Below are 14,714 nucleotides of genomic sequence, written 5' to 3'. Positions count from 1 at the left end.
CGTCCGTGCTTTCTAAGCTAAATTCGACTCTATGAGCACATGGATACCTTTGGTATTTCACGGCTTCAGCCCTCTCAGCGGACTTGCAGATTCAGAAACATCAGGCATAAATTGGCTATGGACGAAAGAAAATTAAAAGAGGCCGCAGCTTCCCTATTGAAAGACATGGAAGCCACATCCGCCCGCATGCGCGAGCTGATCGTCGCTATGCCCCCGCATGACTTGCTCGGCTACATCTACGCACAGCGCATGATGAAATCGATGGAAGACCAAAGCGCCGCCGAGGAGCAGTGCCAAACAGACGTCCCTGATGACCTGATTAACGAAAACCAGTTCTTGCTGGAGTACGTACATGCAGTTCTCGCGTCAGATCCCGCACCTGCGGAAATTAAATTCGATGAAAGTCAGTGCGCAGAGCTATTTGAGCTTGGCCGCAAACTGCGAGAGCGGGCTATGTTGTTCGCCATGGTCACATCTGCTGATACCGAAGATGGAATCTTCGGCCCCCACACCGCAGAGATTGAATTTCGCGCTAAATCCACTTGGGTGATGATGCGCGGAAATCGCTACCAAGTTTTGGAGGGTGAGTTCTACCGCTATGTGCTGGCGCCTCACAACGATATCCTAGAAGAAGTGTATGGCGTTGGCGCTGCCTATATCGGAGACGGTTTCCAGGCTATGGCCGACGCCACGCGTTCGGGGCATGCCGAAGCCAGCATGGAGATGATGAAGCAGTGTGAGGCGGCTTATGCCTTCGCTGCGGCACAGGGCAGGCCTCTGGAAGACGCCATGGAGACATGGGTTGCGGCCAATGCAAAACAGGCAGAAGCCGCTGGGCAGGCAATGGACGACATGTTTCGGGGCGGCATTGCCAATGTGAGCCGTCATACGAAACTACCACCGACGCTGCTTTCAGACTTGGCGTACCAACGCGGTGAAGAAACCGACTTCTTCGCTGCGGGCGATTTTTCGGGGACACCCTACCGGACACTGCCAGCTCGGAAGAAACCCCTAATACAGCTTGGGGCGGATTACTACGCCGTCGATCCGTGTTTCGCTCGCGATGCGGGGTATCGTGCTCTTCTCTACAACCTGCTTCGGCGAAAACCGGGCTACAAGAAGACCTTTGAGGATCGCCAGAAGACGATGAGCGAAGCTGCCTTCGCTGACATTCTTTCCGCTCAGCTTCCCGGTGCCATCGTTTTTCAGGAAATTTACTACAAGGACCCTACCAGCAAGCAGTGGTCCGAAAATGACACACTCATCCTGATTGATGACGTGCTGTTTTTAGTTGAGGCCAAGGCCGGTGCGGCCGCTTCCATAGCATCGCCAGCGCTTGATTTCCGCCGCCACGCCCAATCTGTTCAGGATTTGGTAATTAAAGCGCACAAGCAGTGTGAGCGTTTCTTCAATTACCTAAATTCCGCGGATGAAGTGCTGCTCTATCGCTTGGAGAACGGTAAATACGAAGAGTGTGGTCGTGTCCGCCGCTCCGACTACCGAGTGATGTTGCCAATAGGGTTGACGGTGGAGTCTTTTTCGCCCTTTTCTGCATACTGCAAGGAATTACCGCAAGTTGAGCCGCTACTCGGGAGGCATGCCTTTGTTTCGCTATCTATTGACGATCTATTTGTCCTCAAGCGACTCTTGCCCACACCTGGCGAGTTCACCCATTACATGGAGGTGCGACAAGCCGTTGCGGGGCTGCGCCAAGCTCATCTCTTCGACGAAATTGACCACCTTGGCGCGTACCTGAAAAAGAACCGTTTCGATCAGGATATTGCTGAGCAACTAAAGAGCGGCACAGGGAAGATTCTTATCTGGGACGGCATGAGCAATATGGTTGATAGTAGCTTCGAGGGTGAAGACTGGGAGACTAGGCCGTTTCCGACGCAGGACTTCCCAGATGAGGTGCGGAAGCTGCTTGTGGCTCTTGACGTAACCCGAGCGCATGGTTGGCTGTCTGCGGAGAGTCATATCCGTGATCTGGGAAGCGAAGGCCGAAGAAATCTGGCCAAGATGCTCACTGACCTTCGTCAAACACTAAGTCAGCATCCCACCCGTTACTTTGTTCTGACTGGGGAAGGAGGCCCGCTCTTCGTATGGCTACAAAAAAATGGCCAGCCAATTGACTGGGCAAAGGTAAATGATAAGGCTAGTGCAGCTTCCCTAGCCGTTAAGGCTTCTAATGTGGTCGGCGTCCTTGCAGAGGCTAGTTCTGATGGAACCTATCACCAGGCCCAAGCGTTCTCAGTTCACATACCAATAGAACGAACGGAAGAAAACACCCCAATCTATGAAGACGCAGCCCGAATGGCACGCCCAACACGGGCGGTGAGTCTCAAGCAACCGGAAAACACCGCACCTCTCTGGAAGATAAAAAGACCTGGTCGGAATGATCCGTGTCCGTGCGGTAGTGGCGCAAAATTCAAAAGGTGTCACGGTCAATAACAGCGAGCGGAAACTGCTCAGCAACCAGTCGCTACGCATGTCTCTTTTGAGCCAATAGCAGTCGTACGACTGATCAGCAGCGAGTGACGGCACCCAGCCTGAAGCCGTCGTTCAACCGCCTGCGGTGGCCTACTGCTGACGCACAGGCCTTGAACGACTGAACTGCCAAGAAACCAAAACAGTGACGTTGCCCTCGCAATTCACTGCAAAGCCCCTCATTCAACACGTCCCTGCACCCTCCATCCAGCACGCCTACGTAACAGCTTTGAGCGTCTCCCGCACGCCCCACCTGCTACGATCCCCCCCGGTGCTCAACACACCTTCATAGGCGGAAGTCACTCCCGAAAGTCAGTGGCGTTTCGTCCATACGCTTTGTCTTGCCCTGCAATCCAGGGCAAGTCTTGTTTATGGCCGGGCTGCCCGCCGCTGCATAAAGCCATTGCGGCAAAGACAGACGGGCAACCCTATGACCGTGTTGACATAGGAGGCCATTCATGGCTTTGCGATCCCCCTCCCGTGCCGTCCCCGCAGACGACATCACCCCCCAAACCCTCCACTTCGGCAACATCCCGATCCGCGCGTTCTCCAAGAACGGCGTGACCTGGCTTCTTGCCAAGGATGTGTGCACCGCCCTGGGAATCTCCCGCCACAAGCTGGCCACCGGCAAGCTCGCTGAGGACCAGCGCTGCACCGTCCGCCTTGCCAGCGAGCCCGGCCGCAAGCCCAGGCGCGAAGCCGTGGCGGCCGTCAACGCGGACGGCTTGCATGCACTGATCCAGGCCAGCCCCTCCCCTGACACCAAGCGGTTCAAGCGCTGGGTGCAGCGCAAGGTGCTGGCAGGCACGGATGCATCAACCAAAGGCAGCAAAACCAAGCGCAAGACCAAGCCCGGAGGCGATGACAGACACCAGCCCCAGAGCCTGATCCCGGGGCCTGCGCCCAAGGTCTTGCGCCGCATCCGCACCTGCGATGACCTGTCTTTCACGCGGCGCAATGCGAAGGGGGAGCGCATTCAGTGGTTTGTGCCGCCGCGCGTGAACAGCGGGCATGAGCACTACGGGATTGGAGAGATCTGGTTCAGCGAGGTGGTGGAGCTGGCCCGCCACAACCCCAGGCATGCCTATGACGCCATGCGGTTTGCGGGGCCGGAGATGGCGCGGTACTGGAACCATGGGCACCCTGACGGCTTCTTCGACCGCATGGCGCGTTGGGCGCTGGGGGCCATTCTTGCCAATGCGCAGGAGCCCATGCTGCCGTTCGAGCTGCCCTGCCTGGGCTTTGCGCCGCTGGAGGGCATGGAGGCCATGCTGGCGACTGCGGCTGCGCCCCGGCCGCTGCCGGACCATGTGCAGGAGGCCATCGACAGGCAGGCCTGGCAGGAGGCGGCCGAGTGCCAGCGGCATTACTACGAGCGCCGCCGCCGTGACCTGATGGCGCGGCACGACTGACGCGGGCGTCAAATGCCACTCCTTTGCCCCAGGAGTGGCCAGCGGCTGGCCGGGCAGTGTTCCGGCGCCTTGATTCCGAAGTGGGTGAAGCCTGGTATTGCGAAGTGACCAGGGCAGGCCAGAGCACCCCGCAAAAACTGTGGATGAGCGATGTGCCCGGCTTCATTGACCGCCGCGACTATTTCAAGACCGCCGAGATCAGCGGCAATAGCTACATCGTCAAGAGCCGCCTGGGCCGGGTGGTCTTCGAGACTCCGCTGGCGTAGCGCCAAACTGCCCCGGCCATTTCCTTTGCTGGAGCGCGCTCAGGGCAAATCGATCTTCAGCCCGCGTCCGGTCTGCACGGCCACGTAGTGCGCATCCTTCAGGGCCCGGGCCAGCTCTGGATCGGTCTCGTCGAACTCCTTGACCGCAACGCTGCCGATGGTGATCTGGTGCAGCCTGGAGCGATCCAGGCCCCGGTCCAGCAGCACCGCACGCACGTATTGCAGCTGTTGCGCCAGGTGCTGGAAGACATCGTGCCCTGGCAGGGCCAGGGCACGTTGGGCCACCAGCGCCAGGGCGCGATCGATGTATTCAAGGGGCGTCAATGGGATTCAACCGGTTCATGGAGTGGCTGCAGAGCATGCCAGAGCGCCGCGGGCCTGAGAGGGCGGGCCGCTGGAGCCAGGGGCTCCAGGCTCCCGTGGCCTCACCCGGTGGCTCTCAGAAATTGTCCCAGTCGTCATCGGCCGTGGAGGCCATGGCGACGGGCTTGGCGGCGGCCGTTTTTGCCGGGGCGGCCGATGCTGCGGGCTTGGCCGCAGCAGCGCTGGGCGCCAGGGCCGGGCCACGGGGGATTGCGGCGCTGGTGGTTTGCGTGGCGCTCGCTGCGCGGGCCGCAGTCTGCAGCGGCGCACCGCTGCCGCCCGGCAGCCTGAAGACCGAGACCACGCGCACCAGTTGATCGGACTGGTGGCGCAGGCCTGCAGCGGCGCCGGCCATTTCCTCGACCAGGGCCGCGTTCTTCTGCGTGGTCTGGTCGATGTGGGTGATGGCCTCGGCCACCTGGGCGACGCCGCTGTTTTGCTCGGCGCTGGCGTGGCTGATGTCCGAGATGAGCTGGGTGACCTTGCGGATTTCCTCCATGGCCTGCTCCATGGTTTCCCCGGCAAACGCGGCCTCCTGGTTGCCGGTGTGGATTTCGGCGACGCTGTGGCTGATGAGCTGCTTGATTTCCTTGGCGGCCTCGGCGCTGCGGCCTGCCAGGGCGCGCACTTCCTCGGCCACCACGGCAAAGCCCCGGCCATGCTCGCCCGCTCGGGCCGCTTCCACGGCGGCGTTGAGGGCCAGGATATTGGTCTGGAAGGCAATGGAGTCGATGACGCCGATGATGTCGGCGATCTTCTTGCTGCTGGCGTCTATGCCCTGCATGGTCTGCACGACCTTGCGCACGGCCTGCCCGCCTTCGGTGACGACGCGCTGGGCCTCGCGCGTGATGCGGTCGGCCGATTGCGCGTGATCTGCGTTGTGGGCCACGGTGGAGCCCAGCTCTTCCATGGCGGCGGCGGTCTGCTCCAGCGCGCTGGCTTCGCTTTCGGTGCGGGCGGCCAGGTCCTGGTTGCCCTGGGCGATTTCCGCGCTGGCCAGGGCCACGCTGTGGGCCTGTTCGTTCACGCTGCCGACCACGCGCGTCAGGCCCGAGCTGGTGGTGTTCATGGCTTCCAGCAGGTGGCCGATTTCATCCTGGCGGTCGCTGGCGATGCGCACGGTCAGGTCGCCATCGGCAATGGCGTAGGCCATGTGGCTGGCCTGCTTCAAGGGGCGCACGATCATGCGGCGGATGAGCCAGAACCATGCCGCCGACAGCAGCAGCACGGCGCCCAGGCCCATGAGGGCGAACTGCAGGACCAGGCTGCGGGTCTCGGACACGGCTTCGTCCACGTAGGCGCTGGTGGCAATGACCCAGTTCCAGGGTGCGTATTGGCTGAAGACGACCAGCTTGTCGCGGGCCTGGGTTTCGCCCGGATTGGTCCAGGGATAGGCCATGCTGCCCTGCTTGCGGTCCAGCATGTCGCGGATGAAGAAGCGGCCATCGCCGTCCTTGGAATCGCTCATGTTCTGGCCTTCCAGGGCGGGATGCACGACCAGTTGGCCGCGCTGGGGGCCGTCTTCGGCATTGAGCACGTAGTAGTAGCCGGTCTGGCCCACCTTGAGCGCGCGGATGGAGTCCTTGAAGTGCTCCAGCAGTTGCGAGAAGTCCTGGCCCACGAAGGCGATGCCCACGGTGGCGCCGGAGGCGTCCTTGAGCGGGCGGTACTGCGTCATGTACTGGCGGCCGAACAGGTGGGCCAGGCCCATGTAGCTTTGGCCGGCCTGGATGGCGGCATAGGCGGGATGGGCGCGGTCCAGCCGGCTGCCCAGCACGGCCGCGCTCTGGTCGCCTTTCTCGTTTTTGAGCGTGGTGGCAATGCGCACGAAGTCGCCCTGCCCCTGGGCCGCAAACACGGTGGCCACGGCGCCGGTGCTGCGCGTGAAGGCCTGCAGGTGCGCATCGTTGCCGTTGAGCGGCTGGCCGTCCAGGCTCAGCACGGGTTCGCCGCCGCTGGTGTCCAGGCTGAGCGTTCCCTGCAGGCTGCGCGCCAGGCTGTCGGCCAGGAACTGGGTGCGCTGGCGCAGCTCCTTGTCGGTGGACTCGACGAAGTTGTGCAGCATCTGGACGCCCTGCTGCATCTCGTTGTGCATTTTTTTCTGCAGGGACTTGCTCACATCCCAGGCAATGCCCAGCACCAGCAGCGCCAGGATGGCGGCGACCCAGACAAAATTGGTGAGTGACAGCTTTGCGCCCAATCCTTGGCGGCGCCAGAAACGTTGACCGATGTGCATTGATGCATCTCCTGTGCGGCGTTGTGCGCCGCTGTTGTGCGCGCACAGGCGGGGAATGCCTGCGTGCCAAGCCATGCTGACCAAAGTCAAGCCCTGGTGATTCATGGGCCGAAGCGTATCGACGCTGCCGCATGCGGGATTTGAGATGGGTCAAGGAAGTAACCAAGTGTTGCAACGACAGCGCCCGGCCATCGCGCCCGGCTTCGGCTGGGTGCGTCGACAATTCCGGTTCCACCGCTTTGTCTGCCGTGTCCCATGTCCAATGCCCGCCTCCCCTCCTTCCGGTTCCTGATCGGCTTCGAGGCCGCAGCCCGCCTGGGCAATTACTCGCGCGCGGCAGAGGAGCTGTGCATTTCCCAATCCGCCGTGAGCCACCAGATTGCGCAGCTGGAGCAGCAGTTGGGCCAGCCGCTGTTCCGCCGCAAGGGGCGCGGCGTGGAGCTGACGGTGGCGGGCCGGCTGCTGCTGGACAGCGTGGGCAAGTCGCTGGACCAGATCCGCCACGGGCTCAGCCGCATAGAGACCTACATGGACGACAGCCTGGTCACCATCGTCTGCCCCGCCCCCGTGGCCAGCGGCTGGCTGCAGCCGCGCCTGGACGGCCTACTGCAGCGCCACCCCCAGCTGTGCCCCATCGTCTCCACCGACGAGACGGCGCGCTACATCGACGAGCTGGATGTGGACATCGCCATTACCCGCGAGCCGCTGCGGCAGACCGATGTACTGCAGGTGCCTCTGCTGGCCGACGAGCTGGTGGCCGTGCGCGCACCCGGGCCGCACACAGGCGCCGGCCTGCTGTGCCTGGAGGAAGACCTGACCAGCGACCGCACCGGCCCCTTCATCCGCCAGCACCTGGGCCAGTTGCACAAGACCGCCATCTACGACGACGCACGCCTGCTACTGGACGCGGCGCTGCGCGGGCGTGGCTGCGCCGTGGTGTCGCGCCTGCTGGCGGACGAGGCACTGGGCACGGGCCGGTTGCAGTTGGTGGAAGGCATTCCACCCTTTGCGCTGGGCCGCCTGTGGATGTCGCGCATCGAGGGGGAGCCTCGCATGGCGCTGGTGCGCGAGGTGTTTGACTACCTGGTGGAGCAGGCGGTGCCGCTTGCCAAATCATGAGCTGGGTTGATTGATTACGGCAAAAGATATCAATTTTCAGAATGAATACGGGCTCGGACAATCGCAGCATTCCCCCAAGCACCTGCTGAAGACACCATGCCTTACGCCCTTTCCCGCCGCTGCCTGCTGAACTGCCTGGGCCTGTCGCCCATGGCGGCCCTGGCCGGCACCGCCGCCGCCCGCTCCACGGAAGCCCGTGCCGAAGGCAGCCGCCAAGACCCGGACAGCCTGGCGACCTGGCACATGCCCGACGAGGGCGACCCGCACCAGTCCACCTGGATGTCCTTCGGCCCCAGCGAGAGGGTCTGGGGCCGCCGCCTGCTGGAGCCCGCGCGCGAGCACCTGGCCGGCATTGCGCGCGCCATTGCCGCCTTCGAGCCCGTGAACATGCTGGTGCGCGAGCGCGACTACGACCTGGCCGCGCGCCTGTGCGGCAACCGCGTCAAGCTGCATGTGCAGCCCGTGGATGACCTCTGGATGCGCGACACCGGGCCGGTCTTCGTGCGCAAGCTGGGCAGCGGCACTGGCAGCAGCAAGGGCGAACTGGCGGGCGTGGATTTCAATTTCAACGGCTGGGGTGAGAAGCAGGCGCATGACAACGATGCCGAGGTGGCGGGCTTTGTCACCGAAGCCGCCAACGTGCGCTACCTGGAGACCGCGCTGGTGCTGGAGGGCGGCGGCATCGAGGTGGACGGCCAGGGCACGGCCCTCATCACCGAAAGCTGCGTGCTCAACCCCAACCGCAATCCGGGCCTGTCGAAAAGCGCCTGCGAGGCCGAACTCAAGCGCCTGCTGGGCCTGCGCAAGATCATCTGGCTGCCCGGCATTGCGGGCCGCGACATCACGGACGGGCACACCGACTTCTATGCGCGCTTTGCCTCGCCCGGCGTGGTGGTGGCGGGCCTGGACGACGACCCGGACTCCTACGACTACGCCGTCACGCGGCGCCACCTGGACATACTGCGCCAGGCCACAGACGCGCGCGGCCGCAAGCTCGACGTGCAGGTGCTCAAGGGCCCCTCGTCGGTGCGCAGCAAGCTGGAGTCCAGGGAGTTCGCGGCCGGCTACATCAACTTCTATGTGTGCAACGGCGCCGTGATCGCCCCGCAGTTTGGCGATGCCCGCGCGGACGCCAACGCCCGCTCCCTGCTGCGCGAGCTGTTTCCCCGCCGCGAGGTGGTGCAGCTGGACATCGATGCGATTGCCGCCGGGGGCGGCGGCATCCACTGCACGACACAGCAGCAGCCGCTTTGATGCGCGCCGTGCGGCAATAAGAATCGTCTTAACCTGGGCTGCGCAAGGCCGGGCAAGACTGGAGAGCGGTATATCGATCCGTTTTTTCCAGAAATGCAGCCAAAGAGAACGTCCCAGAAACTGTGCGACCCGTGCTACGAATTGCTGAGCAATACAAGCCTGTCAACGCCCCACCCCGGACTGAGGTTCCGCTTTTATTCACTGGAGCAGGACGCCAATTTCGTGAACTATGGCTGCGTGCATTGCCAGGCGCCCCTGGCGATGAAGACAAGCCGGCGCGGGGCACTTCTGGGGTTTCGCCTGATGTCGTCCGAACCGTACTATCCCCTGGGTGAGGGGGACATCGAGGACGGCGGCCAGGCGCAAGGCCAGGCGCTAAAAGGGTGACCGGCTTGTGCAGCCCGCAGGCCGGTCAGTCGAAGAGATGGTGCTCGGCGCAGAAGGCCGCCAGGTCCTGGTTGCTGTCCACGTTCAGCTTGCGCATGGCGGAGTTCTTCTGGAGGCTGACGGTCTTGACGCTGCGCCGCAGGCGTGCGGCGATTTCGGTGATGGACTCGCCATTGGCGAAATGCCTGAGGACTTCGAACTCGCGCGGCGAGAGGCTGTTGGCGCGCTCGGCCAGGAAAACGGACCGCTCCTGCCTGGGCGTGTCGGCCTGGAATGAGGGCGAATAGTAGCGGGCATTGAGGCGGACACACTGCAGCGCCGCCATGATCTGGGTGAGCGGCTCTTCCTTGAGCAGCACACCGGCGACGCCGGCGTCATACAGGGCCGAGATGATCATGGGGTTGGAGACGGTCGTCAGCACCAGCACCTTGATGTCCGGGAAGTGGCGTATCAGATAGTCCACGTAGCGCAGGCCATCGCCATAGACATCGTCGCCCGGCATGGAGTAGTCGGTCAGAACCACGTCCAGCGGGTTCGATCTGGCGTATTGCATCAAGGACGATGGCGTGCTGAACGTGGCCACGACCTGGAGATTGGGGTCCTGCTCCAGGAAGTCCTTGACGCCAAGCAGGACCACGGCGTGGTCGTCCACGACAGCAATGCGCAGTTTCAGTTTCATGGGATCGCAAGCAAAGGGTTAGGGCTGGGGCAATTGCGCCATCATGGCGCGAAGGTCAGCCAAGAGGTCGGCCAGAAGGACTGACAGCGCGGCCTGCAGGCCGGGCTCCCGGGTTCCGTTCGGGAGCTGGTCCTCCAGCGACTGGGTGCGCGCGGCAAGCTCCTGCATCCTGGCCAGCAGCAAGGCGCCGCGCATGCGATGCAGCGCCTGCGCGGCCAGGTCGGGCCGGCGCTCATCCAGGCCACGGGCCAGCATTGCGATGTCGTCGTTCATGCACTGCACGAAGACCTGCCTGTGCGTCTTCAGTACGTTGGGCTCCGACAGGGCCGCAGGCTGCAGGGTGTCCCCCACCGGGGTACCGGCCTGGGCAGGCGCCGGACGGAGCCGCTTTTTCGGCGCGAACTTCTCCAGGGTGCGGACCAGCGTGCGCAACGGGATGGGCTTGACCAGCCAGGCATTCATGCCGGCATTCAGGCAGCGGTTTTCCTCGTCCAGCATGGCATTGGCGGTCACGCCGACGATGGGGCAGGCAACGCCCTCCGCACGCAGCCGCTCCGCCAGTTCGTAGCCGTTGAGGTAGGGCATGTTCACGTCCGTCAGCACCAGATCGTGCGGGCTGATGTCCCACAGCGCCAGCGCCTCCTCCCCATCGTCGGCGACCGTGACTTCGCAGCCCAGGCTCTCGAGCTGGCCGCGCAGCGTCACCTGGTTGACGGGATTGTCCTCGGCGACCAGCACGCGCAGGTCGAACAGGGGCAGATCGGAGCCGGAGCCGGCCGAGCGCTGTGCGCCGCCGAGCACTTGCGCAATGCCCAAGCCGATGCTCAGGACGTTGTGCCCATCGATGCCCCGGTTGTCCGCCGAGGAAAGGTTCAGGTGCGGCCCGGTCCATCCGGGCGCGGGGCTGTCCGCCGGCAACAGGACGTCCAGCAGCAGTTCATCCTTGTCCGCGGCCACCGGGGCGGCGCCCGCCGCGCGGGCCTGGCCGCCCCAGCGCTGCAGCCAGGCACAGATGTTGTCCGTCAGTTCCGGGTGGGGAGTGCGCACCGCGATGCGGGCACCCTTGAGTTCGGGCGCCTCCTCCTCCTCCTGCGCGACGGTCTCCAGCCCCAGCTCGAACCAGAACCGGCTGCCCAGGCCGGGCTCGCTCCAGACCTCGATGGAGCTGGACATCATCCGGGCCAGGCTCCAGCAGATGGACAGGCCCAGGCCCGCTCCACGGGCAGTGCGGCTGCTGTTCTTGACGAGATAAAAGGGCGTGAAAAGCTCGCCATGCAGGGATTTTTCTATGCCCACGCCCGTGTCGCAGACCTCGAACACCAGCCGGACCTGGGAGGCCGTTCCCGGCACGCTGCGCAGGCGGACGATCACATGGCCGGCCTCCGTGAACTTGATGGCATTGCTGATGAGATTGCCCAGGATCTGGCGGATGCGCACCGCATCGCCCAGCACCGACTCGGGCACCTGCGCGTCCACGCAGGAAAACAGCAGCAGGCCGTTTTGCTGCGCCATGGCGGCATAGGAGCTGGTGCAGTTTTGCACCAGCTCCCGGGGATTGAACGGGGCCTTTTCCAGCTGCAACTGGCCCGCCTCAATCTTGCTGGTGTCCAGGATGTCGCTGATGATCTGCAGCAAGATGGACGAGGAGGCTTCGATACGGTCCACATACTTGCGCTGCAGCTGCGTGAGCTCGGTCAGGCCCAGCAGCTCCAGCGTGCCCAGCGCGCCATACAGCGGCGTGCGGATCTCGTGGCTCATGGTCGCCAGAAAGGTGGACTTGGCCTCGTTGGCCTCGTCCGCCGCGATTCTTGCCCGCTCCAGATTGCTCTCGATTTCTGCGCGCGCACTGACGTCGGCAAACACGCACAGCGTCACATCCTGGCCCAGGTAGCGGGTGGGCGCGTAGGCCACGTAAAGCGTTCGGCCCTGCGCGGTGACCAGTTGCTCCATGGTTCCTGCGGCCCTGGCGTGGACAATTTCATCCAGCGCTGCCCTGTTTTCCGGCGAGCCGGGGCGCAGGTAGCCATCGGCCGAGTGCAGCCACTCCTGCACCAGCGAGTTGCTGAAGATGATCTTTCCACTGCCGTAGGCGACGAGGCAGACAGCCACGGGGGCGGTTTCGATCAGCGTCCTGTTGAATTGATTGCTCTCGACGATGACCCGCTGCGCTTCCTGGGCAGGCGCAATCACCTTGCGGTTGAACCAGCGGGTATAGGCAATACCGGCCAGCAGGCTCAGCAGCAGGGCCAGCACCAGGCCGGCAGAAGGGGCGAACAGCCGGCCCTGGAAAAAGGTGGCGTAGTCCACCTGGTAGTAGCCGGTCCACCGGCCGGAGGCATCCTCGGTCTTGAGGATCAGGCCATTGCGCGTGTACCGCATCCCCGCCTCGTCCACCTGCGGCACCGGGCCGGTGCCCATGAGCACGCCGAAATCCCGGTGCTCCAGCCAGAAAAGATGCCTGGGCAGCGTATGGATGGATCTTTCTATGGCGCTGATGCGCTGGCGGCTGAAAAGGATGGCGGCGTAGATCGGGCTTGTGGCGGCTTCGTCGCCGGCATCGATATGGCTTGAAAAGCCGGCTGCGACCATGCCGATCATCTTTTCCGGGAACTGGGGCGACCGGAACCAGACGATCTCCTGCGCCGGCGCCGTGGAGCCGGCGCCCGGCCGGGCATCGGCGGCCCTGGCCCGCAGATGCGCCTTGACGGCGGCAATCGTGCTGTCGAACATTTCCTGCGTGACGCTCTCGTTGCCTATGGGCACGTCGATGGCCGGCACGCCGATGCTGATCGCCCCGTCCTCCTTGGTGAAGAAGGCAGCGGCTGCAGGGAAGTAGGAGCCTGCCCAGAAGGAGGAATAGCCCGCGGCCAGGGAGCTGCCCAGCGAGAAAAGCCGGTCCGGGAGCGTGTCGCAGGCCGCGCGCGCAGAGCATTGCAGTGAAAAGGGAATGCCGCCGATGGCCTCACGGCCACGGAACATGCGGTAGTCCGCCTGCGCAGGAGCGGGCACGTCGACGATGGTGGCTACTCTCTGGTCCGGCAGCGCTTTCCAGGACTCGTTGCGGCCCTTGAGCCGCCGAAGAAAGATCTCCTGCTCGTCCAGCGAGCCGACGATGGCGGAGAAGTTCAAGGCCAGGCGGCCCTGCTCCTGCTCGAAGATCCTCTCCGAGCCCCACAGCAGCACGGCGATGAGGAAGATCGCAAGGGGAAGCACTCCAAACAGTACCCGGTTCTGCCAGCGTGTGGTGCGTGTGATCTTGCTGAACGGGGAGTCGGGCATGGACGCCTTGCGTGCTTGGGTCAGGTGGGGTTGCCTTGGTGTCGGGGTTCGGATGCCAGCATAAGGGCAAATTCGCTGGCGGGCACCGCGGCGGACAGCAGATATCCCTGCACGCAATCGCAGCCGATGCTGCGCAGCAACTCCAGGTCCTGGGTGGTCTCCACCCCTTCCGCCGTCACCGTCAGGCCCAGTTGCCGCCCCAGCTGCACCGACGATGTCAAGGCGGCTGTGCGCACCTCGTCACCCGCGGCGCCGGCCACGAAGGCCCGGTCGATCTTCAATTCGGTGAAGGGCGTGGAGATGAGGCTGTACATCGAGCTGTAACCCCGCCCGTAGTCATCCTGGGCCAGGCCGAAGCCTTTGAGCCGCAGGCGGCTCGCGCACATGTAGTAGTTGGCAGGTATGCCGACGGCCTGGTCCTCCAGCAGCTCGAACGTGATGTTCTCCGCAGCGATGCCGCACCGGGCCGCCATGTCGTGCAACTCATCCGGCAGGCCGATATCGTCCAGCAACGGTATCGGCAGGTTGACGGACACAGGCACGACATGTCCGGCACTGCGCCAGGCCAGGTGCGCCGACATGGCGTCTTCCATCATCCGCACCAGCAAGGCATGGTCCAGGCCATGGAACCGGATGGCGGACATGAACGAGCCCGGCATCATGAAGCCGAACTGCCGATCGTTCCAGCGCGCCAGCGCTTCCACACCGACGGTGTGGCCCGTGAGCAGGGATTTCTTGGGCTGGAACCAGGCCTGTATGGTTTTCTCCTCCAGCGCCTGGATCAGGTGTGCCTTGGCGAAAATCGGCCGTTCCTTGATGCCTGGAGCGCTTTTCCTCTCGTATGCACGCAAGGACCTGAGTTGTCTGGCCAAGACCTGGACATGGTCCGCACCGAACGGCTTTTGAAACATCCCGATGACGGAAAAGCCGGACTCCTTGGCCATGAGACTGACACTGTTCATCAACCGGCGCGAGCAGGAGCTGGATATGACGAGCATGGGATGCAGGCCACGCTGGCTCAGTTCATTGATGAACTGCAGGCCGTCCATGTCGGGCATTTTCAGGTCGGTGATGACGAGGTGGAACCCGCCATCGCGCAGCATTTGCAGGGCATCGCGTGCGTTGCAGGCAATGTGCGTGTCCACGATTCCCGCCTCCATGAGCAGGCTGCGCGTGTGCTCGCAGCACAGGGCGTGGTCGTCAAGAATGAGTACTTTGAATGTCGACAGCAT

General features: G+C 63.5%; 10 protein-coding genes. 5 read left to right on the top strand and 5 right to left on the bottom strand.

The window, feature by feature from the left end; all coding sequences use genetic code 11:
- The first annotated feature begins 39 nt into the window (after positions 1 to 39).
- The 3 genes from AC57B5_RS02810 (at position 40) to AC57B5_RS02800 (ending at position 4,165) form a co-directional block, all read left to right on the top strand.
- On the top strand, positions 40 to 2,451 hold the full coding sequence (locus tag AC57B5_RS02810) for a YecA family protein (protein WP_496398667.1): 2,412 nt from the start codon (positions 40 to 42) through the stop codon (positions 2,449 to 2,451).
- A gap of 494 nt (positions 2,452 to 2,945) precedes the next feature.
- Entirely contained in the window at positions 2,946 to 3,899 is a 954-nt protein-coding gene (locus AC57B5_RS02805) for a BRO-N domain-containing protein (RefSeq protein WP_496398666.1), read from the top strand.
- 143 nt (positions 3,900 to 4,042) lie between these two features.
- On the top strand, positions 4,043 to 4,165 hold the full coding sequence (locus AC57B5_RS02800; protein ID WP_257759936.1) for a hypothetical protein: 123 nt from the start codon (positions 4,043 to 4,045) through the stop codon (positions 4,163 to 4,165).
- 39 nt (positions 4,166 to 4,204) lie between these two features.
- Here the strand turns inward: AC57B5_RS02800 and AC57B5_RS02795 are convergent, their stop codons facing one another.
- Both AC57B5_RS02795 and AC57B5_RS02790 read right to left on the bottom strand, forming a co-directional pair.
- Positions 4,205 to 4,489, bottom strand: a complete 285-nt coding sequence (locus tag AC57B5_RS02795; RefSeq protein ID WP_096915977.1) for an immunity protein Tsi6 family protein — start codon at positions 4,487 to 4,489, stop codon at positions 4,205 to 4,207.
- Between the two features lie 115 nt (positions 4,490 to 4,604).
- Positions 4,605 to 6,764 carry a methyl-accepting chemotaxis protein gene (locus tag AC57B5_RS02790; RefSeq protein WP_496398665.1) on the bottom strand — a complete coding sequence of 720 codons (2,160 nt, stop codon included), beginning with the start codon at positions 6,762 to 6,764 and terminating at the stop codon, positions 4,605 to 4,607.
- Between the two features lie 255 nt (positions 6,765 to 7,019).
- Between AC57B5_RS02790 and AC57B5_RS02785 the strand changes: the two genes are divergently transcribed.
- Positions 7,020 to 7,883, top strand: a complete 864-nt coding sequence (locus tag AC57B5_RS02785; protein ID WP_496398664.1) for a LysR family transcriptional regulator — start codon at positions 7,020 to 7,022, stop codon at positions 7,881 to 7,883.
- Positions 7,884 to 7,979: 96 nt separating this feature from the next.
- Positions 7,980 to 9,137, top strand: coding sequence for an agmatine deiminase family protein (locus AC57B5_RS02780; protein WP_496398663.1), 1,158 nt, complete (start codon positions 7,980 to 7,982; stop codon positions 9,135 to 9,137).
- 412 nt (positions 9,138 to 9,549) lie between these two features.
- Here the strand turns inward: AC57B5_RS02780 and AC57B5_RS02775 are convergent, their stop codons facing one another.
- Genes AC57B5_RS02775 through AC57B5_RS02765 form a run of 3 tightly spaced genes read right to left on the bottom strand, consistent with a single transcriptional unit; the run spans position 9,550 to position 14,714 of the window.
- Positions 9,550 to 10,203: a response regulator gene (locus AC57B5_RS02775; RefSeq protein ID WP_034392317.1), complete on the bottom strand. Its 654-nt coding sequence runs from the start codon at positions 10,201 to 10,203 to the stop codon at positions 9,550 to 9,552.
- A gap of 18 nt (positions 10,204 to 10,221) precedes the next feature.
- Positions 10,222 to 13,482: a hybrid sensor histidine kinase/response regulator gene (locus AC57B5_RS02770; RefSeq protein WP_496398662.1), complete on the bottom strand. Its 3,261-nt coding sequence runs from the start codon at positions 13,480 to 13,482 to the stop codon at positions 10,222 to 10,224.
- A gap of 20 nt (positions 13,483 to 13,502) precedes the next feature.
- Entirely contained in the window at positions 13,503 to 14,714 is a 1,212-nt protein-coding gene (locus tag AC57B5_RS02765; protein ID WP_496398661.1) for an EAL domain-containing response regulator, read from the bottom strand.

Source organism: Delftia sp. BGA-UO-ETr-SB1 (genome assembly GCF_059567865.1).
The sequence above is the reverse complement of the archived record's forward strand: the minus strand, read 5'-3'. Positions and strand labels throughout refer to the sequence as shown.